19 protein-coding genes and 1 tRNA gene are annotated in these 24618 nt (G+C 38.7%); 14 read left to right on the top strand and 6 right to left on the bottom strand.

The genetic code is table 11. The features are described 5' to 3' along the window. The first annotated feature begins 53 nt into the window (after window positions 1-53). The 5 genes from rpsO (at window position 54) to bshB1 (ending at window position 5389) form a co-directional block, all read left to right on the top strand. On the top strand, window positions 54-329 hold the full coding sequence (gene rpsO / locus VOI17_RS06160) for a 30S ribosomal protein S15 (protein ID WP_323756368.1): 276 nt from the start codon (window positions 54-56) through the stop codon (window positions 327-329). A 109-nt stretch (window positions 330-438) separates the two neighbouring features. After that, a complete protein-coding gene (gene pnp / locus VOI17_RS06155; RefSeq protein WP_323756367.1) occupies window positions 439-2565 on the top strand; it encodes a polyribonucleotide nucleotidyltransferase in 2127 nt (708 codons plus the stop codon). A gap of 98 nt (window positions 2566-2663) precedes the next feature. Then, entirely contained in the window at window positions 2664-3527 is an 864-nt protein-coding gene (locus VOI17_RS06150) for a sigma-70 family RNA polymerase sigma factor (RefSeq protein WP_053224442.1), read from the top strand. Between the two features lie 120 nt (window positions 3528-3647). Next, entirely contained in the window at window positions 3648-4610 is a 963-nt protein-coding gene (trxB, locus tag VOI17_RS06145; RefSeq protein WP_323756366.1) for a thioredoxin-disulfide reductase, read from the top strand. Window positions 4611-4672: 62 nt separating this feature from the next. Beyond that, window positions 4673-5389 (top strand): bacillithiol biosynthesis deacetylase BshB1, encoded by a 717-nt coding sequence (bshB1, locus tag VOI17_RS06140; RefSeq protein ID WP_323756365.1) that lies wholly within the window; start codon window positions 4673-4675, stop codon window positions 5387-5389. 41 nt (window positions 5390-5430) lie between these two features. On the opposite strand, the gene pdxH is transcribed toward bshB1, so the two are convergent. Beyond that, window positions 5431-6072, bottom strand: a complete 642-nt coding sequence (gene pdxH / locus VOI17_RS06135; protein ID WP_323756364.1) for a pyridoxamine 5'-phosphate oxidase — start codon at window positions 6070-6072, stop codon at window positions 5431-5433. A 104-nt stretch (window positions 6073-6176) separates the two neighbouring features. Between pdxH and VOI17_RS06130 the strand changes: the two genes are divergently transcribed. The 4 genes from VOI17_RS06130 to VOI17_RS06115 all read left to right on the top strand — a co-directional run bounded on the left by VOI17_RS06130 (window position 6177) and on the right by VOI17_RS06115 (window position 10447). Beyond that, window positions 6177-6764, top strand: a complete 588-nt coding sequence (locus VOI17_RS06130; RefSeq protein ID WP_323756363.1) for a YqgE/AlgH family protein — start codon at window positions 6177-6179, stop codon at window positions 6762-6764. A 54-nt stretch (window positions 6765-6818) separates the two neighbouring features. Next, window positions 6819-8936, top strand: coding sequence for a DUF349 domain-containing protein (locus VOI17_RS06125; protein WP_323756362.1), 2118 nt, complete (start codon window positions 6819-6821; stop codon window positions 8934-8936). A gap of 102 nt (window positions 8937-9038) precedes the next feature. Then, a tRNA-Thr gene (locus VOI17_RS06120) sits at window positions 9039-9111 on the top strand. A 241-nt stretch (window positions 9112-9352) separates the two neighbouring features. Beyond that, window positions 9353-10447, top strand: coding sequence for a hypothetical protein (locus tag VOI17_RS06115; protein WP_323756361.1), 1095 nt, complete (start codon window positions 9353-9355; stop codon window positions 10445-10447). Between the two features lie 14 nt (window positions 10448-10461). Here the strand turns inward: VOI17_RS06115 and VOI17_RS06110 are convergent, their stop codons facing one another. Together VOI17_RS06110 and VOI17_RS06105 are read right to left on the bottom strand one after the other, a co-directional pair. After that, window positions 10462-10626, bottom strand: coding sequence for a hypothetical protein (locus VOI17_RS06110; protein ID WP_323756360.1), 165 nt, complete (start codon window positions 10624-10626; stop codon window positions 10462-10464). Window positions 10627-10802: 176 nt separating this feature from the next. After that, the gene (locus tag VOI17_RS06105; protein ID WP_323756359.1) at window positions 10803-11363 is read right to left on the bottom strand and encodes a helix-turn-helix domain-containing protein; all 561 of its coding nucleotides are present in this window, start codon (window positions 11361-11363) and stop codon (window positions 10803-10805) included. 221 nt (window positions 11364-11584) lie between these two features. Here VOI17_RS06105 and VOI17_RS06100 point away from each other — a divergent pair, with 221 nt between their 5' ends. From VOI17_RS06100 to VOI17_RS06090, 3 genes are all read left to right on the top strand, one after another. After that, window positions 11585-11734: a hypothetical protein gene (locus VOI17_RS06100; RefSeq protein WP_323756358.1), complete on the top strand. Its 150-nt coding sequence runs from the start codon at window positions 11585-11587 to the stop codon at window positions 11732-11734. A 223-nt stretch (window positions 11735-11957) separates the two neighbouring features. Then, window positions 11958-12686 (top strand): hypothetical protein, encoded by a 729-nt coding sequence (locus tag VOI17_RS06095; RefSeq protein WP_323756357.1) that lies wholly within the window; start codon window positions 11958-11960, stop codon window positions 12684-12686. 38 nt (window positions 12687-12724) lie between these two features. Further along, window positions 12725-15592, top strand: a complete 2868-nt coding sequence (locus VOI17_RS06090) for a CHAT domain-containing protein (RefSeq protein ID WP_323756356.1) — start codon at window positions 12725-12727, stop codon at window positions 15590-15592. A 74-nt stretch (window positions 15593-15666) separates the two neighbouring features. Here VOI17_RS06090 and VOI17_RS06085 read toward each other — a convergent pair whose 3' ends face one another. Further along, the gene (locus tag VOI17_RS06085; RefSeq protein WP_323756355.1) at window positions 15667-17685 is read right to left on the bottom strand and encodes a DUF262 domain-containing protein; all 2019 of its coding nucleotides are present in this window, start codon (window positions 17683-17685) and stop codon (window positions 15667-15669) included. Continuing rightward, window positions 17678-19369, bottom strand: a complete 1692-nt coding sequence (locus VOI17_RS06080) for a DUF262 domain-containing protein (RefSeq protein ID WP_323756354.1) — start codon at window positions 19367-19369, stop codon at window positions 17678-17680. The genes VOI17_RS06085 and VOI17_RS06080 overlap by 8 nt, the downstream gene beginning before the upstream one ends. 717 nt (window positions 19370-20086) lie before the next feature. On the opposite strand from VOI17_RS06080, the gene VOI17_RS06075 reads away from it, so the two are divergent. Together VOI17_RS06075 and VOI17_RS06070 are read left to right on the top strand one after the other, a co-directional pair. Further along, on the top strand, window positions 20087-21940 hold the full coding sequence (locus VOI17_RS06075) for a hypothetical protein (protein ID WP_323756353.1): 1854 nt from the start codon (window positions 20087-20089) through the stop codon (window positions 21938-21940). A gap of 5 nt (window positions 21941-21945) precedes the next feature. Beyond that, entirely contained in the window at window positions 21946-22977 is a 1032-nt protein-coding gene (locus VOI17_RS06070) for a hypothetical protein (protein ID WP_323756352.1), read from the top strand. A gap of 228 nt (window positions 22978-23205) precedes the next feature. Here the strand turns inward: VOI17_RS06070 and VOI17_RS06065 are convergent, their stop codons facing one another. Beyond that, on the bottom strand, window positions 23206-24078 hold the full coding sequence (locus tag VOI17_RS06065; protein WP_323756351.1) for an SH3 domain-containing protein: 873 nt from the start codon (window positions 24076-24078) through the stop codon (window positions 23206-23208). Window positions 24079-24618 lie beyond the last annotated feature (540 nt).

The raw sequence follows: 24618 nt of genomic DNA, 5'->3' as shown, positions 1-24618 counted from the left end.
TAAATTATCTTTGCGGCTGTTTTTAAATTTTAATTATCAAATTTTAGCTAAGCATGTATTTATCAAGCGAAAAGAAAGTTGAGTTGTTTGAGAATCATGGTCGGTTAAAGGCAAAAAAAGACACAGGGTCTCCTGAGTCTCAAATCGCGCTTTTCACCTACCGTATCGGACATCTTACAGACCACTTAAAGAGTAACAAAAAAGATCACTCTTCAAGAACTGGACTACTTAAATTAGTAGGTAAAAGAAGAAGTTTGTTGGATTATCTTGTCAAAGTTGACATTGAGAGATATAGAGCAATTATTGCTGAATTGAACTTACGTAAGTAATACAACTAATTTAGAGAAGGGAGTTCAATATGGATTCCCTTCTTTACTTATTTCGCATACTGCTGGTTGTTTTTGATCTCCCCGCGCTGTACTACACAAAAAATATTTTATGCTGAATGTAATAACGAAAACCATCAAAATGCCTGATGGTCAAATCATAACGATTGAAACGGGTAAGCTAGCGAAACAAGCCGATGGTTCGGCTGTAGTAAGAATGGGTGACACCATGTTACTCGCCACAGTAGTGTCTTCTCAAGACGCTAAAGATAATGTCGACTTTCTTCCTCTCTCTGTCGATTATCAAGAAAAATTTGCTTCTGCAGGAAAAATTCCTGGAGGATTTTTGAAAAGAGAAGGTAGACTTTCTGATCATGAAATACTCATTTGCCGTTTGGTAGATAGAGCACTTCGTCCTCTTTTCCCAGATGATTACCATGCCGATACGCAGGTAATGATCTCAATGATCTCTTACGATAAGAACGTACAACCAGATTCGCTTGCTGCACTTGCTGCTTCTGCTGCACTATCTGTTTCTGACATTCCTTTCAACGGACCTATTTCAGAAATCAGAGTAGTAAAACATGAAGGTCAGTTCAAATTAAATCCAAGTAAGGAAGTTGCTGAAGCATCTGAACTTGAGATTATAGTAGCGGCTGATATCAATAATATTATGATGGTAGAAGGCGAAATGAGCGAAGTCTCTGAAGCCGATATGCTTGAGGCAATGAAAATTGCCCATGATGCCATCAAAGTTCAGTGCCAAGCACAAATCGAATTAGCTGTTGAAGCTGGTAAGACTGAAAAGCGTGAGTATTCTCATGAGAATAAAGATGAGGCACTTTATGAGAAAATGAAGTCTGAAATGTATGATAAACTATACGCTTCGGTTTCAAAACAAACTGCTGATAAATCAATTAGGAGTAGTGATGTGAAAGCCATCAAAACAGAATGGGTAGACGCACTTCCTGAGGATCATGAATACGATTCATTCTTGATTGGTCAATACTTCAAAAAAATACATAAGGCTGCTGCTAGAAACTTTGTTTTAGATTCAAGCAAAAGACTTGACGGCAGAGAATTCAGCGAAATCAGACAGATTTGGTCTGAAGTTGATTACTTACCTTCTGCTCACGGTTCTGCGGTGTTCACTAGAGGTGAAACTCAGTCTTTGACTTCTTGTACATTAGGTACTAAGCTTGATGAGCAAATGATTGACGGTGCTACAATGCACGGTACAAATAAATTTATTCTACATTATAATTTCCCTGGTTTCTCAACTGGTGAAGTAAGACCAAATAGAGGTCCGGGTAGAAGAGAAGTAGGACATGGTAACTTAGCAATGCGTGCATTGAAAAAAGTATTGCCTTCTTCTGACAAGAATCCATACACTATTCGTTTAGTGTCTGACATCCTTGAATCAAACGGTTCGTCTTCAATGGCTACGGTTTGTGCTGGTTCATTATCATTAATGGATACAGGTATTAAGATTTCTGGTCCAGTTTCAGGTATTGCAATGGGTATGATCTCAGATGCTGAAACAGGAAAATATGCTATACTTTCAGATATCTTGGGTGATGAAGATCACTTGGGAGATATGGACTTTAAGGTAACGGGTACTGAAAAAGGAATCACTGCTTGTCAAATGGACATTAAAGTAGATGGTCTTTCTTACGAAGTACTTGAAAAAGCTTTGAACCAAGCGAGAGAAGGTAGACTTCATATTCTTAACGAAATGAAGAAAACCATGACTGAACCAAGAGCAGATTACAAACCTCATGTTCCTAGAAGTGAGAAAGTAATCATTGGTAAAGACCAAATCGGTGCGATCATCGGGCCTGGAGGAAAAGTGGTTCAAGAAATTCAGAAAGAAACTGGAGCGACTGTTATTATTGAAGAAGAAGCTAACAACGGAGTTGTAACAGTATTTGCCGAAAGCAAAGAAATTATGAACGCTGCTTTGGCTAGAATTAGAGCGATTGTTGCTATTCCTGAAGTAGGTGAAACTTACGAAGGTAAAGTGAAATCAATCATGCCTTTTGGTGCGTTTGTTGAGTTTATGCCTGGAAAAGATGGTTTACTTCATATTTCTGAAATTAAATGGGAACGCGTTGAGAAGATGGATGGTTTAATGGAAGTAGGAGAAGAAATTACCGTTAAACTTGTTGAGGTTGATAAGAAAACAGGGAAATATAGATTGTCTAGAAAGGCACTTCTTCCAAAACCTGCAAAAGATTAATTAACTAAAGCGGCATAAAGGCGTTATTAATAAAGGAACTTTTCATAGATTCCGTGATGTTTAGTTCCTTGTCACAGTTTTAAATCACAATTAATTGAATGAGACAGCTTAAGATTAGTAAGCAGATAACGAATAGAGAGTCTCAATCTCTAGATAAATACTTACAGGAAATCGGTAAGGTAGATCTTTTGACTCCCGATGAGGAAGTAACGCTTGCTCAAAGAATACGTGAAGGGGATCAATTGGCGTTGGAGAAGCTTACTAAAGCAAACTTGAGGTTTGTGGTTTCGGTAGCTAAACAATATCAGAACCAAGGACTTTCTTTGGGCGATTTAATTAACGAGGGTAACCTTGGTTTGATTAAAGCAGCACAGAGATTTGATGAAACTAGAGGTTTTAAGTTTATTTCTTATGCCGTTTGGTGGATTCGTCAATCTATTCTTCAGGCACTTGCCGAACAATCTAGAATTGTAAGGTTGCCATTGAACAGAGTAGGTTCATTGAACAAAATCTCAAAAACTTTTTCTGAGTTAGAACAAAAATTCGAACGTGAGCCTTCTCCGGATGAACTTGCGGAAGTATTGGAAGTAACTACCAACGAAATCGTTGACACCATGAAGATTTCTGGTCGTCACGTATCAATGGATGCTCCATTTGTTCAAGGTGAAGAAAACAGCCTTTTGGACGTTCTCGAAAATGACATGGATGAAAAGCCAGATACTGGTTTGATGAATGATTCATTGAGAAGAGAGGTTCAAAGAGCACTTTCAACACTTACTCAAAGAGAAGCTGATGTGATTTCTTTATACTTCGGTTTGAATGGTGAGCACTCAATGACCCTTGAGGAAATTGGTGAGAAATTCAACTTGACCAGAGAAAGAGTTCGTCAGATCAAGGAAAAAGCAATCAGAAGATTGAGACATACATCACGAAGCAAAGCTTTGAAACCTTATTTAGGTTAAGTAAAACATACATTATTTTAAAGGTCTCTTGAGAAGGAGACCTTTTTTATTTGCGCTAAGGGAACAAGGATTGCTCAAGTGCTGTTAATCGTTTAGTTTTGGAAATCAAGCAACAAAAAAATGACTGAAGAAAAAGTAAAAGTATTGATCATTGGTTCTGGTCCTGCGGGTTATACCGCAGCCATTTATGCTTCTAGAGCAGGTTTAAACCCAGTTTTATATACTGGTGGTGAACCGGGCGGCCAACTTACCACTACAAACGATGTGGAAAACTACCCTGGCTACCCAGAAGGAGTGAACGGCCCCCAAATGATGGTTGATTTTCAAAAACAAGCAGAGAGATTCAATACAGATGTTCGTTATGGAATGGCCACTAAAGTTGATTTTTCTGGTTACCCACATAAAGTATGGATTGACGATGGAAAGCATTTGATTACTGCCGATGCTGTAATCATCGCTACTGGCGCTACCGCTAAATACTTAGGTTTAGAGTCTGAAAAAACATTTGCTAACAGAGGAGTGTCGGCTTGTGCAGTATGTGATGGCTTTTTCTACAAAGGAATGGACGTAGCTGTTGTTGGAGCAGGCGATACTGCTGCTGAAGAAGCGACTTACTTGGCGAATATATGCCCAAAAGTGCACCTTTTTGTAAGAAGAGACGAAATGAGAGCGTCTAAAATCATGCAGAAGCGTGTACTGAATACTAAGAATATTGAAGTGCATTGGAATACTGAAACCGAAGAGGTTACAGGTGATGCCACTGGTGTTACAGGTGTAAGAATAGTGAACAATAAAACAGGAGAGAAGAAAGAGATTGATATCAAAGGTTTCTTTGTGGCCATTGGTCATAAACCAAATACCGATATTTTTAAGGGCTTCCTTGATATGGATGAAACGGGTTACCTGAAAGTAATTCCTGGCACTTCTAAAACCAACATTGAAGGTGTATTTGCTACGGGAGATGCAGCAGACAGAGTGTATCGTCAGGCGGTTACCGCTGCTGGAACAGGTTGTATGGGGGCGCTAGATGCTGAACGCTTCTTGACCGCCAAAGAAGAAGAATTGGAAGAGGCAAAAGGCTAAAAAAATGAATTGATAAAGAGGGCTTTTAAATCAATAGAAGCCCTCTTATTATTTTTAAGACTATGAAATTAGATATTCTTGCACTTGCTGCCCACCCCGATGATGTAGAACTTTCGTGCTCTGGTACATTACTCAAAGCGATTCTTAGTGGTAAAAAAGCGGGTATTGTAGACTTTACCCGAGGCGAATTGGGAACACGTGGTACTCCAGAAATCAGATTGCAAGAAGCGACTAAGTCGGCAGAGATATTAGGCTTAAGTGCAAGAGAAAATTTAGGCTTTCGAGATGGCTTCTTTAAAAATGATGAAGCGCATCAGCTGGAAGTAATTAAAATGATCAGAAAGTATCAGCCAGAAATTGTTTTGGCCAATGCTTATGACGATCGTCATTCAGATCATGGTAGAGCATCCCAATTATCTAAAGAGGCCTGTTTTCTTTCTGGTTTGAAGAATGTTAAAACAGAAATTGATGGCGTTGAACAAGCCGCTTGGCGACCAAAAGTGGTTTATCACTACATTCAGAGTATTCCAACACAACCGAACTTTGTTGTGGATGTGTCCGAAGTTTGGGATCAAAAAATAGCATCAATTAGAGCTTTTGCTTCACAGTTTTTCGATCCGAATAGTGCTGAAGCAAATACATACATTTCTTCCCCAGAATTCATGAAAATGGTAGAGGCCAGGGCCATTCATTATGGTCATGAAATTGGAGTGCAATATGGTGAAGGCTTTAATGTAGAGCGCATGGTTGGAGCTGGGGATGTTTTTGATTTGATCTGATCTTTTTCCATGAAGAAAAAATCAGGTAAAGTCACAACCCATCAAGGCGCCATTCTAAAAGTAGACCAGTCTTCGTTTTCTAATTTCTGGTACATAATTCTGTCGTGCAGTCTGCTCTGGCGTCCTTGCCAAAACTCAAAAGTTTCTGGAACAATACGATAACCACCCCAGAAATCTGGTAAGGGCACTTTTCCTTCCAAAAACTTGGCCTTCATTTCCTGAAGCTTCATTTCCAAAATACTTCTCGAAGAGATGACTTGGCTTTGGTGAGATACCCAAGCTCCTAATTGGCTGCCATGTGGGCGTGAAGTGAAATAAGCCAATGATTCCATTTTGGTTACTTTTTCAACTCTTCCTGTAATTGCAACTTGTCTTTCCAGGGCATACCATGGGAAAAGAATGGAAACATGTGGGTTGGCCTCAATTTGCTGCGCTTTTCTACTTTTATAATTGGTGTAAAAAACTACCCCCTTATCGTCCAAGGCCTTCATTAAGACTGTCCGCTGAAATGGTTTTCCGCCTTCCGCTACAGTGCTCAATACAAAAGCATTAGGCTCTAAAACCTCGCTTTTAATCGCCTCGTCAAACCACTTCCTGAATTGAGTAAACGGTGAGGGCGCAACGGTGTCTAAATCCAAACTGGCTTTGGTATAGTCTTGTCTTAAATCAGCAATGTTAGTCATAGAGAAAGCTTCTTTTCAGTACAAATATAACAGCCTAAAGGCGAATCTTTGTTTTCTAAATTAGGCATTCCAAAATACGTTCTATAAATTCAAAACTCACAGCAATGAGATTAGAATACGACAAAAATATTCCAGACCCACAAAATGGAGACCTCCTCATCTCCGAACCTTTTCTGCATGACCCTAACTTTGATCGTACGGTTATTTTGGTTTGTGAAAATGGAGAAGAAGGCACTTTTGGTCTAGTAGTTAATAAAATGACGGACTTACTTTTAGATGAAGTAATGAACGAAAGTTTTGATTTAAATGGCTTTAATGGCCGTTTGAATCTTGGTGGGCCAGTAGAACAAAATACACTGCACTACATTCACAGGATTCAAACACCTGTGGAAGGCGCCATAGAAATAGGAGAGGGTTTGTATTGGTCGGGTAATTACGAACAGATTAAAACGATGATTACCAATGGTCAGGTAGCTGAAAACGAAATTAAGTTTTTTCTGGGCTATTCGGGTTGGTCTGAAGGGCAACTGAGAAAAGAGCTGGACAGCCAATCTTGGTTTGTAAAGCCTAAGGCTACTGCCCGCCAAATTTTCGACCTGAATGAAGACGAACTTTGGAAGTCTATTCTGAAAGAAATGGGCGGAAAGTATAAAGTGTTCTCAAATTACCCCGCAGACCCGCGTTTGAATTAATAGTTTTGTTAACTTTGGTTTGTTACGGAGCGACCCCGAGGTCGATTAGAATTTATGAGTGAAGAAAAGAGTATGCAGTCTGGTGATCAGAATATCGAAAATTCGAATACTGATAAGAGTACCGAAAATTTAGAAACGCCTCAAACGGAAGCAGTACCCGAAACAGTTGAAAAAGAAACTGTAGAGGAAGTAGTAGATGCGCCAGTTAAAGAAACTAAATCTGAGGTTGATGTTCCACAAGAGGCTATGGATGAAGCACCCCTAGTAGCTGAAGCCACTACAGAAGAGACGTCTGCTGATGTTGAAGAACCAGCAGTAGTTGAAGCTAAGGATGAGGCTCCCACCGAAAAAGTAGAGGAAGATTCCGCGCCAATGGTTGAAGCTGAGGCTGAAGTTGCGGCTTCGGATGAATCGGAAGACACTGACACAGAAGAGGATCATGACCACGATGATGAAGAGGATCATCAGGTAATTGACTATTCCAACCATACCAGAGAACAACTGGCTGAAGTAATTGAGGAATTGACTTCCGAAACCAACTTCAAAAAGATAGATGCTATTCTTGCTCAAATTGAGCCATTATTTCAAGAAACAGAAGACGCTGCTCGTCAGGAGGCTTTAGATAAATTCATTGCCGATGGTGGTGAAGCGGCTGATTTTGAGTACCGTCACGATAAATTGTATAATCGCTTCGATGCTTCTTTGCGTCTGATTAAGGACAAAAAGCACACTTATTATAAAGAGCGTGAAGCCAATAAAGAGAAGAACTTACAGAAGAAAAATGAGCTTCTGGACAAATTGAGAGAATTGGTAGACGAAGAAGCGACTACCAGTTTAAACCCAATAAAGGAAATTCAAGACGAATGGAAAAAAGTGGGGCAAGTGCCAAATCAGCACAACCGAACACTTTGGGCCAATTACAACGCCCTAATTGATAGGTTCTACAATAACCGTCATATTCTTTTTGAGCTTAAAGAATTAGATAGAAAGAAAAACCAAGAGGCCAAGACTGAGCTTTGCATAAAAGCAGAAGCGCTTGATCAAATGGATAACCTGAAGGAAGCGATCATTCAGTTGAACGAATTCCATGAGGAATACAAAAACATTGGCCCTGTGCCAAAAGAGGTGCAAGAAGAACTTTGGCAGCGTTTCAAATCGGCATCAGATAAGGTTTACCATAAGCGCAAAGAGTATTTGGACAGCTTAAAAGGTGAATTGAATGAAAACCTTGAGAAGAAAAAAGTACTTGCAGCTGAATTAAAAGAATTTACAGAATTCGATTCAGACCGTATTAATAAGTGGAATGCCAAGACCAAAGAAATTCTGGCCTTGCAGAAAAAATGGGATGCCATTGGTGGTTTACCAAGAGAGCACGCCAAAGAAGTGAATAAAATCTTCTGGGGTGATTTCAAGAAATTCTTCAGTAACAAAAATGATTTCTTTAAGAAGTTGGAAGGCATGCGCCAAGAAAACTTAGAAAAGAAAGAAGCTTTGATTCAAAAGGCGATTGAGCTACAAGAAAGTACTGATTGGGATTCAACAGCCAACAAGCTAAAGACACTTCAGCAACAATGGAGAGACGTTGGTCCAGTGCCTGAGAAAGTAAGAAATTCAATTTACGAGAAATTCAAAGCCGCTTGTGATGTCTTCTTTAATAACAGAAGGGCGAACCTGAGCAAAGCTGAGTCTGAATATGCCGATAACCTTAAGAAGAAGGAAGCGATTATTCAATCGATTTCAGATGCTGCGGCCAAAGGCACAGGCTCTGAAAAAGAGATGGACGAATTCCTAGCCCAATGGCAAGCCGTAGGCTTTGTGCCAAGAGGTGCGATGAAGTCTATTGAACACAAGTACTCAGAAGCGCTAGCAAAGTATGTGAAGGGGCTTGACGTAGAAGGACAGGAAGAAGAGCAGCTGATGATCAAGGTAGAGCTCGGAGGTTTGCAAAACGGCCCTAATGCCGACCGTAAACTGAATAAGAAAGAGGGAGAACTGCGTAGACAAATTCAAGAAATTGAAAACAATATCTCGCTTTGGAATAACAACCTTTCATTCTTTGCTAACTCTAAAACTGCCGACAAGCTGAAAGCAGAATTTGACGAGAAAATAGAGAAGGCAAAAGAAGAAATGGACCATTTGAAGAAGCAATTGAGAATGGTGCGAAGCATGTAATTTTGCCCTCTGAAATTAATTTTTAAAAATTTCAGTATCGCTTTTGCATTCTAAAAACAGAGGCCTATATTTGCACTCGCTTTGAAAGAAAAGCAACCCGAAGCCTCCTTAGCTCAGCTGGTAGAGCAACTGACTTGTAATCAGTAGGTCATTGGTTCGATCCCGATAGGAGGCTCAAAAGAGTCACAGAAATGTGACTCTTTTTTTATGCCCATTGCTTTGGAAAGGTCATTGGTTCCTCCGTGGCTTCGGAGCCGATATCTCACTTTTTTGCAATCTTTTTCTAAAGCTTAGTGACACTTTTTTCATCTCAATACTTTCAATTAGGTCTTTTTTTTTTCTACTTGAGTTAATTAATTCTTTGATTCATTATCAAATTGAAATTTTGGGGTAGTGCGTCTTTTTAAGGTTAGGTAATGAAAAAGAAAGATTTTTTAGAGAAGTATCGTATTAATGAGAGAGACTACGATAAATGTAAGTTCGTATGGAAAGAATTGCTAGCCATAAAAGAGGATTATGATGAACTGAAATCAGAATATGAAGCAGCTATGAAGAATATAGTTGAAGTAGTGTCAGGGTTTAATAAGGTTCATTCCGTGAGATTTAGAGTTAAAGATTCTGAACATTTGATTGAAAAAATAATTCGTAAGCGTATTGTTGATAAGAATCGTGTTATAAATAGGGGGAATTATCGTGATGAAATCAAAGACCTAATTGGTGTTAGGCTACTGCATCTTTACAAGCATGATTTTCATGAAATTAACGAGCAAATTAAAGGCAGCTATGACTTTGTAGAAAAGCCAACTGTGAATATCAGGAAGGGGGATAATAACGAGTTCTGGAATAATCATTTGGACAATCCACAAATACATGAACATGCTAGCGGTTACAGGTCAGTTCATTATGTAATCAGGACTACGCCTACTAAGAAAACTTTTTTTGCTGAGATACAATTGAGAACAATTTTTGAAGAGGGTTGGAGCGAAGTTGATCATGATTTACGATATCCTAATAATATGGATAACGAAATTTTACAAGAGTATTTAATGATGTTTAACCGAATTGCTGGCAGTGCAGATGAAATGGGCTCATTTATTCGTTTGCTCACTAATAATTTACAAAAGAGAGAATTGGAGCTTGCTAATAAAGAAGGTAAAATTTCTGAACTAACTAATGAGTTGAATGAAATGATTGATAAGCTAAAGATTTCTAAAGGGGAGAAAGATAAACTCGAAGAAAAGATAGCAGATTTAAGAATGAATTCAGAAACAAAGGCTTTCGATCCTATTGTAAGCTCTAATGGGCAACGTTATAATTCAACTGTTCTAGGAGGTGTTATGGGTGCTTCTAATTCTTTGAATGATGTTATTGGAGGTGCATCAAGATTAATTAGTGCTTATGGCGAATTTAGGTGTGGGAATTGTGGGTATTCTGGAAAGGAGATTGGTAATCTTATGATAACGGGCAATAAAAGTAGGTGTCCTAGATGTTACCCTGTTTCTTCTTTTTAGGATTCAATTGTTTTCTAAGCTTGATTAGTTTCTTCTAATTCCATTTTAGACCAAGTAGTTCTGTTGTGGTTCCACTGCTCAGAGAGTTTCCTTAAAGCTTCTGGACTCCCTGGATTTGATTTAGTTTCCTTTGAGGTGTATGCTTCTGAAACAAATTGACTCAAACTTGTCTGCTTCAAAGTACAATTAATCTAGTTCCATCGCTTCTCATTCGTTAAAGCTTCTGCGATGGGGTAATGAGAGTGTGCACTTAACCGGAACTCTTATTATAGATGTGCACGATATCCAGACCTGACAGGTCTTTCAATAACAGATTGTGAGGAATATCGCTCTAAAATGAATTGGTTTCATCAGGCTATAAATTCTCTAGATTCAGATTTCTTTTTTCCTTAAGATGCTTAAAGAAGGAGGGTGTAAGACCCGTTACTTTTTTAAATTGATTCGACAAATGAGCCGAGCTGCTGTAGTGCATTTTATAGGCAATTTCGGAGAGGGACAATTCATCGTAAAGAATCAACTCCTTCACCCTTTCAATTTTGTGCATAATAATGAAGTGTTGAATCGTAATGCCCTTTACTTCAGAAAAGGTATTGGCCAAGTAGGTATAGTCATAACCTAGCTTCTCGCTGATGTAGTCTGAATAATTGACCTTTGGAAGCTCATCGGTATGGTGAATCAAGGCTATAATAATACTCTTAATCTTTTCTACTAAGATGCTTCGCTTATCATCTAAAAGCTCTAGCCCAGATCTTAATAAATTGGCCTTGAGTAATTCCAGGTCCTGCCTACTGATTTCGTCAAAAAGTTCAACCATGCCTAATTCTACAAGCGCTTTTTTCTGGCCTAGGTTTTCCAATTCTGCCTTTACAAGTAGTTTGCAACGGAGGCTGACCATATACTTGATATAAAGCTTCATGTGGAGATTGAGGTATTGGAGTAAAGTAGCACTATAAGTAAAATATAGAACCCTGCTTTCGCTTAAAAGTTTTTTCTCAATGACTTAACTTTAAATGAAAGAGGGATTCATAAACTAATAGCCGCTACATAGTGTTCTAAGTTCACAATTAAGGTAGCTTTAAATATTTACTGATAATATATCAAATGCAAATAACAAGAAGTTGGAGAGAGCAAAGAGTCATGCTTAAAAATAGATTTTCTGTGCTGAACGATGCGGATTTCGAATTTGAGGATGGACAAAAGGAAAGCATGATGGATAAGCTTTCAGTGAAACTCAAAAAAACGAGGTCAGAACTTGAATTACTTTTTGCTGAACTGCAGACCTATTAAGCTGGGTACAGAAACTTCAAGTACCTAATTCGATACCTTTTCTTATAATCACCTCCGCTTCTAAAGACTTTGAGCGTATATTTTTTGTGCTCTCAAACTGGATCCCTATTTCCCAGTGAATTCATTCACAAAATCTTCTGGAATTTTACGTCAATTGCCCTATTGAGCAATGCTGTTTAGCTGCATAGCTTTGTTGAGTACGATAAATTAATCTCGGCTCAATATGAAAAGGCTTCAATTCACGCTTATTATCCTCTTTCTCTATCTTAACGTTTTTGCTCAAAACAGTACCGAGTGCGTCAAAGGCAACTGTCAAAACGGTTATTCTTTTGCCAAGCTACTTGGAGCCGATGGCAAAGATTATGGCTATCAGGTAGGCTTTTATGAAAACGGTCAGCTCAACGGTATTGGCAATCAAACAGGCAACTTCGGTAAGTTTTGGGGTACTTTTAAAGACGACAAAATGCATGGATTCTTTAGCTATGAAAGTGAAGGAAACTTGTATGCCTTTGGTCAATTTGTTGAAGGTAAAAAAGAAGGCTTACATGTCGTCCGAACCAATGCTGGCTACGATTTCAAGGACTATAAAAACGATGTCCATGTAAGTAACAGCCCTTTGCCAGCAACTGGCACCGCACCCTGTGTTATGGGGAATTGCGACAACGGGAAAGGAGTTTCGATTAACGGAGATGACGCAGTTTACAGCACTTGGAAAAACGGGAAAATGGATGGGATGACCATGCAATTCTTAATGTCTGAAAGCAAAATCATTTTTGCGGAATACAGCGAAGGGGTTGCGAATGGAGTTCAAATGACCAAGTATTTCGACAATTCGGCAGAAATAGTTCAGATGAAGTACGGTCTGAAGCACGGAAATTTCTTGAAAAGAAATACGGACAACAAGCATGAGGCGGCAACCTACACGGACGGAGCTCAATTAAAGTCATTTTAAGACCTTGCGTCATTTATAAAGCTTAAAATTCAATCACTATGAAAAGATATTTCACATTCTTCACCTTGATTTGCCTTTGCCAATTCACTTTTGCTCAGGTTAGCGTTCCGCCAGCAAAATTACAGTCGCACCCAAGCTATGCAGCCTACCAACAGGCCAAACAAGCGAATAACGCGAGCGCCATGCTTAATGCGGCCATTGACTTGATGGAGGTTTATCCAGAAAACTCTCAAGCATTTATTTTGGCTTCTACAGCACTCTATGACAGTAATAAACCTACCAATGCAGTCGATTTAGCCAAATGGTCGGTGGCCTATAATAGCTATGAAACAGCCAATGGCTATTACGGCTTTATCTATGCTGTTTTTGCTAATATGCCAGATATGGCCCATGATTTTTTAAGGAATATGCAAGCGATGGGGGCAGACGCTACAACGATGCAAAGGAATTATGAAAGCCTGAGTTCCTACGTAAACTCGCTTTCAGCTTATCCTCAATTGGCCTCTACTGTGCAGAAGGCCAATGGCTACCTGACTAATTTCAGCCAAGAAAGTGTGGCAAGGGCGAAAGCTACTTTCGAAAATCTTGCATCAACGCTTGGCGCTACTTATGAGGGAATAGCCAATAATGAAACTGCGGATAAAACCTTGGCTGATTGGATAGCTGCAGAAGCTGTAGTAAAACAAGGTTTGATTTCCCGAGCATTATATAACGATGCCCTTGTGAGCATTGCTGGCATGGCCGAAAAGGTGAATTTTCCTTTTGGTCAGAAGCTAGAGCCACATTTAGAAAAAATCGTTTTTGATCAGGTAGATTATAATATTGCTTCGCGCTACCGTGCTTATGTGAAACTGGCGAGCCTTCAAGCATCTTTAAAGCGATGGGATAAGGTGGAATCTGCAAGTAACCTTATGTTGGCCGACTTAAAAGGAAATATTCCTTCTAACGCAGTACTCGCCAAAATCTACTTTTATCATACCATGGCGCTTACCGAGCAGCGAAAGCTGGCAGATGCCTCCGCAATGGCGGATGCCTATGTAAATATCTTACCAAAGCTAAAATCGCCCGAATATTTGGCTGAGGCCTATTATGTGATCTTGAGGGCTTACGCATTCAATAAGGAAGTAGAAAAAGGGAAGGCCATAGTTCAGCGTGCCGAAAACTTCCTTAAAATTCCAGGAGTCGATAAATACGAATACTTCAACTTTGCGAAGAACGGACTTTCTACCACCGCCAATATTCTTGGAGGAGAAGGAGGCGCGGAACTCACTGGAAGTCCTTATAATGATGGCATTCGATTGATGGACGGTAAACAATATGCAGAAGCAGTTGTGCAATTTGAAAAAGCCCGAGAAGAGGAAATTGCTGCATTGGAAAAGCTAGATCCTTTGGCTCAGCGTGGTTACCTGGATAAATTCCAGCGCATCAATGGATTTCTAGCGGCAACCTATTACGAAACCAAGCAGTTCGAGAAAATCTATGATGTGATTGAATCGAATCGCGCTTATTCATTACTCAATGATAAAAGGAGTAAGCAAAAACAGTTGCCATTAAAGGACCTACAAGCCACGCTTGGAGCAAATGAAGCCTACCTGTCTTTTATCGATGTATCTAAAGGCTCAACCTACGAAGGCACCTATTTAATGTGTTTGGTTACCAAAAATGAGGTATTCACCAGATATAACAGGTCGGCTGGGGCTTTTGTAGACCTATTAGAGAATGATCCTGAACTTGTTGTTTTAGAGAAAGAACTCGCACAACAAGAGTTTAGAAGCCCAAATCTCGATTACCTGACAGGTGAGAAAACCCGAAAGCTCAATATGTTCGGGCGCGGGGAATTCAAATTGATGACCCAATACCTAAGAAAACACATGGAAGCCAAAGTGGTAGATAACCAATATGTCTTCTTCCAGAAAGAGAAAATGCCTGATTTATTAAAGCGCTTCCATATCACGTTTATCGATGGTTTGGAAGAGAAACTGCAAGGCATTACCAAGCTGACGATAAGCCCAGAAGGCTTAATCGGTACCATTCCTTTCGATGCGCTAATCGACATTAACGGACGCTATTTGGCAGAACGCTTCGAAATTGGCTACATTCCAAATGCTGCAATGCTTTATACTCTAAGAAGTCAGCCTAAAAAGACCTATGAGAAGAATATATTGGGCTTTGGTGGAGCTACTTATGAGAATTATTCCGTTGCTAAAGCACCATTGAACTCATTGGGCGATCTGGAAAAACTGCGTTATCGTGTGCGCGAAGATTTGCAAAAGAACCAACCGCTTGATTATGCCTTCGCTACTTTTCAGGGAGAAGAACCTATGGTTTTTTTGGAAGGCGGAAGACAAGAAGTGGTGATAGTTAAAGATATTATTCCCAACAGCGAAACCCGCCTAGACGAGATGATGACCGAGAATGAACTCAAACGCATGAGCACGGCCAATGAATTAGGGAAATACAAAGCAGTGCATTTGTCAAGCCACGCCAGCGTACATCCTTATGTTTTTGACTTGAGTGGCATTGCCATGACGGTAAAATCAGCACCAGTAAATGGAGAAGATGGAATGCTCGTGGTGGGTGAGTTGGAAAAGCTAAACCTTCCAGTTGATTTTGTAATGCTCAGCGCCTGCCAAACTGCGCTAGGAGTAGAGTCGCCAGGGGATGGAATCAAAGGCTTGAACCAGGCTTTATTTAATGCGGGCGTCAACAGCAGTCTTACTTCTTTATGGAGTGTGAGTGACACCGGCACTATGTATTTAAGCGTAGAACTATACGGCAGAATGTTCAAGGAAAAAATGGCCACCACAACCGCTTTGGCCCAAGTAAAACGTAATTTTATTGCAGGTGCATACGGAGATCAAACGCATCCCTACTTCTGGGCTCCATTTATTTATACGGGGTATTGAAGTTGGTTTAGGGTTTAACGTTTAAGGATTTGCCGTGGGCTTATGGCTCACGGCTCTTTATGTGATTGCGGGTATTACATTATTTTTACGTTTCCCTCAATTTCCCTTGGCCTCTTACTCTTCAAAATATAGCAATGGGTGTTATCTTCTGCTATTGCTATGTGGTTAGTCTTATTAAATTGATCTAAAAGGTTATTCTCTTTAATTAGCCTCAGTTTCCAGTTTGGGAATGGCTCTGGTGCGACAAATTCACATGCGATTTGAGATGGACTTTTATCCAAAAGTTTAAGGGTGAAATGTTTAAAGTATTCTCTGTAATGATCGTGGTTGATACAATACTCTATCTCTCTAAACCTATCAAACAATCTTCTTTTAGTCGATTGGCCAATATGCCAATATGACCACCAGTATGAATAAAATTCGTAGATACCTTCTACTTCAATAGTGAGCATTGCTCGCCTGATCTCATTGTTAAGGCTTTTTTCATTATCAAAGTATTTATTAATGACACCTGAAACAGCTTCAAATAATGCAATATTGAAATTAGTAGGCTCAAAGTCATAATCTATGCAGTGAAACAAAAAACTTATTTTACCACGAAGTAATTCGTTGTCTTCAGCCTTAAAAATAACCTCTTTAAAAGAAGAGTTGTGGTTAATCAACTTTGCTTTTACTATTTCTTCATTTATTTGATCCTTTGCGTATTGTGATTTCAAATTAGGTTCCTTTGCAAGGAACTGATAAATGCTCTGGCAACCATCCGATAGTTCGTTGATTAGATTGATTATCCCGTCAAATGATTGAGGACTTCTTACTATATCTGGTCTTGAGCCATCCTTGTCAATATCAGCTCTTGAAATAATATTTCGAACCACTCGCATCCAATCTTCATACGTTTCTCGGTTCGCTTGATCATTTTTTTTGTAAAACACAGATTCAGCAAAAAACAAAACTTTCTGAGTGTATGTGGCACTATCTCGTTGAATAGTCGAAGTAGAATTGTCTTCATAAACTATCATTGAAAGAAAAGAACTCTTTGGAGTATGTCTCCACATTGGGAATAGGAGTCTATCATTTATATAGTTGGATAGTACTACCTTTTCATTGTATGTATTAAAGGTAGATAAGAGATAGTCAAAGCCTCTCTTGGTAAAATGTATGGGTCTTACTTGGCTTGGTTCTTCTTGCAATTGATTTATCAAGTCAACCCTTGATTCTGTTGAATTAATCCTTTCAACAGATTGCATGATCATCGCAATAGTACTAGTCAGTCTAGTTTGAGCATCATCGATAGTATCGCCTTTTCTGAAGTGATCCCAAAAAAAGTCTGTCCAATCGTTATCTATTTTAACACCAAAGTGTTCCTTAACATCTATTCCTTCTTCCCATGTTTCTTCATCAATTCGTTTTTGAAAACCAGCCTTAAAGTTTTCAAAAGGTGTTAATAGTTTACCCCTTGCATTCATCTTTATGTACAAGTCATCTGTTAAACCCATATTCTCGAGTTCAACGAAGTAAAACTGTATAAGATTGGAAGAAAGTTTGTCCCAGAGATTATCTATTTCGTAAAATTTTTCATGAATAGCATTTATGGTTCTGAGCATCGCGTCTATAGTTGGGTCTTTAGTCCACGATAAGAAAAACCAATTTTTATCGATTATTGATTCACTTAGCTTATGTTCAGGACTTATTTCAGAAATTGATTCATGAACTAATGCTTGACAAAACTCACGCGAAGAGATTCTTGTTTCATATGTGAATCTGTTGAGTATAGTTTTTACGTCTGAATTTGACATTTTTCCTTCCTTGGTTGCAGCATACCAATGGAGTAGGAACAGGGTTGTAAGCCTTTGTTGCCCATCAAGTGGTTGAAATTTTTCATCAATTATGCTACCGTATATAAAGTCAAGTTTTATCGGGCTTGATTCTTTTAGACAGTTATGAAGTGCACCCAAGAAGTTGTCTCTTACTTCTTTTTGACTCTTCCTGCCTTGAGCGTAATCTCTTTGAATGATTGGTATTTGGACTTCGTATTCATCCATTAATTCTTTAAAGTTCAAAATACGTCCAGTATAATTTTCTTCGTTAATCATTTGACATCAAGTATTTATCGAGTACAGAAAACAAATCCGCTTCATAATTCTCACGGTCTTCCTCGGTCCAGAATGAGATTTTCGGTGGGTATTCACTAAAGTATTTTAAAAACACATTTTTCGTGCAAATAGGAATAAACACCCCGGACTTATCCCTATTGATAATTGTCTTTCTTTTTAGAGGAAATACTGCGTTTTTATAACCTCGATTAGTTTCAGAGTCTAATAGAGTAAGGTTAGATATATCATTAATTGCATCATCACCAAGCTCTGAATTAAAATGAGAAACTATATCTTGAAATAACTCTTTGAATTCGTCCTCATTATTAATATTACATTTTTCAGATCTAGCGTAAAGTTGCTTACCCTCCTTTTGAGAAATATCAATGAATACTTTTGCATCATCTATCCAATGGTTGCGATTCTTATCAGGTATGGTGTCTTTTATTGATGTAATGTGTTCAATATCCCAGCTTTCGGTTTTGAATAAATTGAAAGGAAAATATGAATTGTCCTTAGGGCTGTTTAGCATAGTTAGGATGTTGTAGAGGAGAAGTGTTTTTCTTACTTCTTTTTTATCAGGGTATCCTAAGTTTTCAAGTACTATTCCTTTCATACACTCTGAAATCAGGTCATCTAGAAAATCACCAAATTCTATCTTTGACAAGCTATTTGATTCTTCATAGAGCTTGTCAATAGTTATTGCGTCTACGGTCACTAAAAATCCTATTTTATGATACCATTGCCGTTTCGCAAACCACTCACTAAACCTTTGATAATATCCTTTAATGGTCTTCCAGTTTACTTCTATAGTTTCTTGACTACTGTTTTTAAATAGCTTAGAGAAAAACCGAAACGTTGCATATGGATCATTTTCGTCTTTCTCTTCATTCATTAGATTGAAGATGAATTCTATTCGGTTTGTCTGAGACTTATTTCCTGTTAGGAAGTACCACAACCTATCGTCTTGTAAGCCATGCTCAATATTGTCCCATTCAGTGGCAATCTCTAATTGTTTTAACCTTAATTGTTCCTTATTCGAACGAATAAAGTTTGAACTATTCAAGAAAAGAGCTTTAATCAACTCACTATTAGTTAATGGAATTTTCCCTATGTTGATTCGGGTGAAAATTGAAATTGGGTTCTCCGTTTTTGATTCATACCAGATTACCTTTGAATTATATTTGAATTTTGAGCCAAATTCTTGCTTGTCAAAGTTTACTCTACGTTCCTCAAACCATTTTGAAATAGTTTGATAGGCTTGAGATATGTGAAAGAAGTCTGAATTATCATCATTTAGTTTATCTTCATCTAATTCCCCTAAAAATTTTGATGTTTCCATTCTTGTCTGATAATCAAGGTGGAATAGTTTTTCTCTACGACTCTCTACGAAATCTTGATTGAGATAGTGGAGAATTAAAAATATTGTTGTTAACCTCTGTTGACCATCGATTACTTCAAATGAGCTTTGATTCGTATTGCGTTTCTTTACAACAATTGGTTGAAGACAATACCAGGTTTTCTCATCTGAGTTGTCTATAACTCTCGGCTTAAATTCGTTTATGTCATTCAGTAAATCATTTACTTCCTTTTTTGTCCATTTGTATCCTCTCTGGTAAGAAGGAACGAAGAACGAAAATTGGTTCAATTCACTGATTGTTTTTAGCTCAAGTCTATTTTCCATTATTTGCGTTTTTCTTCCTTTTGTATTACTTGAAATGTTGGCTATCGCTCACAAATGTGAGCGATATATTTCCAATAGTTTAAAAAATGAGCGTTAGCCCCTAAATATGGTGTGCTATACGCAGCTTTTAAACTTGCTATAAGTTTAGTGAAATTATCTTATAAAACAGTAATATTCTTGGTGCTACTTAGTGCTTAAAAACTAAGAAGGCCTGCGTTACCCGTCATTGCGCCTTTGCTTCGGAGCCGCTAAAGCTATTGCGAACCTGCTACAACTCTTCGGAGTGATGGTGCATACGTGAAGCAATCTCACTGTCCCGTTAAGCAATACTTAAGATTGCTTCGTCATAAGCTTTTGCTATCGCAACGCTTATTCCTGCGCCAACGCTGAGTCCTTCGCTATAGGCTACGGCCAGCAGTGAAAGCTAAGGCGTAAGCGTTCGCAATGACGCTCCGAATGGGCTTTGGTAATTAAACCGCGGGCTATTTGTATAAGCCTGTTGAAGGAATGGTTTTAACCATTTTGAATCGTTTCAATACCTCTAGGAACTCTGTTGCACCAAGCATTACATGTAACCCTATGCCTTATCCCTGATTCCCCGATCCCTGTTTAACTGATTTCCTGATCTCTGCTTCAGTAAAGAAGATTACGTCAATTGCCGTATTGAACGGCCTAGGGCAAGAGGGTATTTTTGTTGTGCACATAAACCCATCACTCATGCATTTCGAAAAGAAAGTTTTTGTTGTCTTAATCGCCATATTTTCAATTTTTGCTTGTGATCCCAAGGAAGATGTTGATCCAACTGTTAAGGCCGCACAAAACGTCACTTTTAAGAAAATTATGGAGCTTTCTCCTTTTGCGGCTGCCCAAAACATCAGCGTTAGCCCCAATGAGAAGTACCTGATATTGTCGTACCAAGAGAACACCTCGGTAAAAAATTATTATTCCAAAGATGGAGGAGAAACCGCTCAGGAGCTGTTTATCTATGGAAATGACAAGGACAAGCCGATTCAAACCAATATTAGCAACAGCGGCTTATTTGTAACCTCCGATGGAGGGGTTTATGACTTGAACAATATTCGGTCGGGTTCTGCCGCCATTCATTATGCAAAGGGAGTTACAGATTCCGGAAAACTGGTTTACATTCAGAATGATGGCGCCAATGGTAAAACCTTCTTTATCGATAATAACGGCACCTATGAAACTACTGGGGTGCGGTTAACCATGGAAGAGAGTTTATATTTGGGTACTTCTGGTGAGAAAATGGGCTTCTTTGATGCTTATAATAGAGTGATTGGCGAGTTTGATGTAACTACAAAAACCTTCACCCAAACTACTTTAACCAATCTGGATTATTCTCAAGTTTACGGTAATGGCCTCAGTAGAAATAAGGTGAAAACTGCCTATAGCTACGGTCACTTTGCTTATGCTAAAGAGGGCGGAGTCATCATTATTACACCAAGTAAAGAAATAAGGTACTATAACTATCCAGCGGATTATCAGATTTGGCAAAATACCGAAGGCGGCATGAAGCTTTTTGGCGACCATTCTTATGTCAATATTTTCGACAGGTGGGGAGTGAAAAAAGTATATGTGGCTTCAGGTACGACTGTAGCACCGGTAGATCATGACTTTGCGGTTTGCCGAGTAGGCGATAAGGTGTATAGCCAAGGTTTTTTAGAAAATAACAGCCGTTTTAAAAGTGGAATTATTAGAGAGGCCAATGGTGTCAAATCTTATCTGCCTCTGGAATACGAATTTGAATTCCAGTCCAATCAAATGTTTGGAAAAACTTATGTGATGGGTAATTATGCCTATGTGAGCGATAAAGTATATGATATCACAGCAAAGACCTATGCCACTTCGCCTATCGGTGAAATTCTAAGCGTTTATCATGACACAGGAAAAACGCTGGCTTATACATCAAAGGGCATTTACAGCAGTTCAAATAATAGAAATTGGACAGAAGAATCTACCGATCTTATAAGACCTAACTTGGTAACCAAAGGCACCGATGGAAAATACCATGCGCTGACATTAGTCCAGCAAGTGTATATATCGCCAAGCACTCAAGCGCAAACCTATTCGGTCGATATCCGCGCTTACGAGTCTATCAATGGTATCGGTTGGGATTTTGTAACCGGATCGGCCACAAACCTTTCAGGATCAGGGCCTCGATTTATGAGCTCTGATGGCACAGTTTACTTTAAAGACAATAATGTGGGTAAAATACCAATTGCTCATTTTAGCGAAGACTTTGGAGAAAGTTGGGTGAGGTTTGTCAATGGTGAAAATACTGCCACTGGTCAGGCTGTTCCCTTAGGTTTTCAAACTAGTGAATTTGAAATGAGTAATGGCAAGTTCTTGTCAGTGCGTTTTGAATTCAGCGGACAGATGTTTTTGAATTCATGCACAACCTCTACGGGCGATTGTACAGAAATAGAAATTGAAGCAAGTTTTAATACACAGAGCATGTATCAGTTCGATGATCGTACTACAACGCTAAGCTCTAACGATGAATTGGTATTCAACACCCTGGAAGGTATTTATATATCGAGCAGTCTACGCTAATGGCTATGAAAGAACAACTTCCTTTAGCGCCTGAAGACATTAAGAGGCTAAGAAAGCACCTCATTCCCATGATGATATTTCCATTCATGGTGGTGGCTATGTTTGGCCTTTTCGTCTCCTTTATTTTTGAAGACTTTGTCGATAGTTTTGCTGGTGATACCTTTGGCAAGATCATGATAGTGGTTTTTGGTGCCTTGTTTTTTGGTGTCATCGGCTATATGCTTTGGTCGGCTACGGTTGACCTTAAAAGAGGTTTTAAATATAGAATTACAGGAAAAGTTACAGACAAGCGTTTGAATGTGCATACCTCAACCACTACAGGCAGTGGTGGTTCAAGAGGCTCTACAGGGACTAGTACGAAAACAACAAAAAGTTACTTCCTCTACATTGATGGCGAGGAGTGTTCCGTGGAGTATAAAGATTATAGCCGAACCAAAGTTGACTCTTATGTGGTGCTAGACAGGGCGCCAAGATCTAAACTCACATTAAAGCTTACCGAAGTAGAGCCTGCAGATTTTGACCGAAAAGCAGCCGAAGAGCAGGAAACGGAGAACAAAAAGTTTTTAGAAAGCAGAATCCAAGAGGTGCGCCTTAGCGATCGTGACCTGGAGGCCATAAAGAGCATTTATACTGCTGAGAAGAATAAACGCTTTCAGTTTATGGCACCAGTCCTGATTTTTGATTTGCTATTGATTGCTAATGGTATTTGGACTTTTGTTGTGGTGATTTTTCCGCTCCTGCTTGTACCGCTTTATCAGTTTTATAAGATCATAAGGAGTTATATGAGGTACAATAATGGCAAACTCTACGGCTACAAAATAGGGCACACGGCCTTGGTGGAAGATAAGTTAACATTCACTTCCAACCGTTCGGGCAATGTAAACAGGCTAGTGACCACCAAAGGCACTATTAATGTAAATACCATTCTTTACGATAAGCTTTCTGTTGACGATAAAATCATTCTCTTTGCCCCAAAGCAGGGTAAACACCACTTGAGTTTGATAACTCTAGATAAAGAGGAGTTTTATTTAAGGTAGAGGGTATGGTTAAGTCCGAACGGCTTGCACCCAACGGTCTGGCTATGCGCAGTGCGTGATTGAAAAGCGATAGTTTTCAATCGAGCACGGTTGGCAGCCAAAGCTGTAATTTGTTTTTAAGTTATACATTTTCAAAAGCAAAGCGCAGCTTTGGCGGGGTGGAAGCAGAGAAGCCTCGGCACCACCTTCAGAAGCATTGCGTATAGGTTGTGTTAGTGATAGTTTATTTTATTTTATAATACTTTTAAGCTCCTCATAAACCAGTCCAGAGTATTTAAAAATTTCGATGTTAAAATCATCTGAAATTGGGAATTTTCCATTCAGCTTCGAGCTTGATTTATCAAAGTCATTAATCATTATTGGTTTTGGTTGATCCCTGTTTCTTAAGTCATTCAGTGCTTCAAATAGCTCTTCCTTTTCCCATCCATATTTGATTAGTTGAGCTGTATCTATTGAGTATTCAATATGAGTATTCAATATTTTCGTTTGTTCAGCATTTAGAGTGTATGTGCTTTTGTACCATAAATCGCACTCTATATCACTCAATTTCGATCCATCGGAGTTTAAGTTATAAGAAATTACTGTGTAAGGGTCTGGATATTCGTACTTCACCCATGGTGCCAAATAACATAAATGATTATCAATGATTTTTCCTTTATACATGAACCTGATGTCTATTACTCGACCTTTGTTGTCTATTGTCTCAACGAAATAATGTACAGGCAATTCAGATGGTGAAATATTCCGCTTAGATGTTCTGAAACTAGATGCAGTCCGTTCAAATTCATGGTATAGTTTTTTATTTGAAAGACCTGAGTTTTCACCGTTTTCATATTCTGGTTTGATCCTCAATTTATTTAAGTACCCTATCACGGTAGTCTCATTATTTGAAAATTCGACTTTCCACCAGCTATTATCTGAATTAGGATAATAAAGAAACCTTTGGCCCTCTAAAATTCTTCCTAGTATTGCAGATTTTGAGCTCTGTTCCTTTCTGATGTTTGTATAACCATCTTTGTCTTTTATAAAGCCTGGTTCTTGGCCGATCACGCAAATTGGTATTATGAGAAGAACAATAATCAATAGACCTGAAGATTTCATTCGAGTGCTGTTTATTATCACTAACGTTAGCTATCGTGCACTTTTATGCACGATATATTTCCAATAATTTACGAAAAGTGCACGATAGCCAACCAACGGGTACTGTATAATGTGCACTTTTTTAATTTTCAGAAAAGCACAGGGTTTTAAAAAATACATGTGTGTTTTTCTTCTCGGAAGAAAAGAATTTAAAAGAATAATTACAAGAGAAGGTTGGTTTGTAGGTAGCAATTAGTCGATCGACAAATTGTTACTAACACAGGCCTGAATTTCAGCTCCAAATCCGATTAACCAATAACTAATAGACCAATCACCGATTTTCCTAGTCAAGTGTAAGGCCGTGAGAGATGCTGAAATAAATTCAGCATGACACGGTGCGGTTGTTTTTGCGGTAGCTGAGGCTATAAACCATGTGTATCGTCCTGAAATAGGTTGACTCAATTTAGTGATTTAAATGATTTATAGTTTTTCCATTTTCTCTCTAAGTAGCCTTGTTTTTTATGGGCTTCATTAGGTGTTAACATCTCAATACTTCTATGG

This window comes from Roseivirga sp. (assembly GCF_034669765.1).
Lineage (GTDB): Bacteria > Bacteroidota > Bacteroidia > Cytophagales > Cyclobacteriaceae > Roseivirga.
This window is presented reverse-complemented; position numbering and strand designations above follow the sequence as displayed.

Coding starts and splice junctions, on each gene's coding strand:
- pdxH (WP_323756364.1), bottom strand. CDS start 6,072: ATGACTAACATTGCTGATTTAAGACAAGACTATACCAAAGCCAGTTTG.
- VOI17_RS06065 (WP_323756351.1), bottom strand. CDS start 24,078: ATGAAATCTTCAGGTCTATTGATTATTGTTCTTCTCATAATACCAATT.
- rpsO (WP_323756368.1), top strand. CDS start 54: ATGTATTTATCAAGCGAAAAGAAAGTTGAGTTGTTTGAGAATCATGGT.
- pnp (WP_323756367.1), top strand. CDS start 439: ATGCTGAATGTAATAACGAAAACCATCAAAATGCCTGATGGTCAAATC.
- VOI17_RS06130 (WP_323756363.1), top strand. CDS start 6,177: ATGAGATTAGAATACGACAAAAATATTCCAGACCCACAAAATGGAGAC.
- VOI17_RS06115 (WP_323756361.1), top strand. CDS start 9,353: ATGAAAAAGAAAGATTTTTTAGAGAAGTATCGTATTAATGAGAGAGAC.
- VOI17_RS06100 (WP_323756358.1), top strand. CDS start 11,585: ATGCTTAAAAATAGATTTTCTGTGCTGAACGATGCGGATTTCGAATTT.
- VOI17_RS06095 (WP_323756357.1), top strand. CDS start 11,958: ATGAAAAGGCTTCAATTCACGCTTATTATCCTCTTTCTCTATCTTAAC.
- trxB (WP_323756366.1), top strand. CDS start 3,648: ATGACTGAAGAAAAAGTAAAAGTATTGATCATTGGTTCTGGTCCTGCG.
- VOI17_RS06090 (WP_323756356.1), top strand. CDS start 12,725: ATGAAAAGATATTTCACATTCTTCACCTTGATTTGCCTTTGCCAATTC.
- bshB1 (WP_323756365.1), top strand. CDS start 4,673: ATGAAATTAGATATTCTTGCACTTGCTGCCCACCCCGATGATGTAGAA.
- VOI17_RS06125 (WP_323756362.1), top strand. CDS start 6,819: ATGAGTGAAGAAAAGAGTATGCAGTCTGGTGATCAGAATATCGAAAAT.
- VOI17_RS06080 (WP_323756354.1), bottom strand. CDS start 19,369: ATGGAAAATAGACTTGAGCTAAAAACAATCAGTGAATTGAACCAATTT.
- VOI17_RS06085 (WP_323756355.1), bottom strand. CDS start 17,685: ATGATTAACGAAGAAAATTATACTGGACGTATTTTGAACTTTAAAGAA.
- VOI17_RS06070 (WP_323756352.1), top strand. CDS start 21,946: ATGAAAGAACAACTTCCTTTAGCGCCTGAAGACATTAAGAGGCTAAGA.
- VOI17_RS06150 (WP_053224442.1), top strand. CDS start 2,664: ATGAGACAGCTTAAGATTAGTAAGCAGATAACGAATAGAGAGTCTCAA.
- VOI17_RS06075 (WP_323756353.1), top strand. CDS start 20,087: ATGCATTTCGAAAAGAAAGTTTTTGTTGTCTTAATCGCCATATTTTCA.
- VOI17_RS06105 (WP_323756359.1), bottom strand. CDS start 11,363: ATGAAGCTTTATATCAAGTATATGGTCAGCCTCCGTTGCAAACTACTT.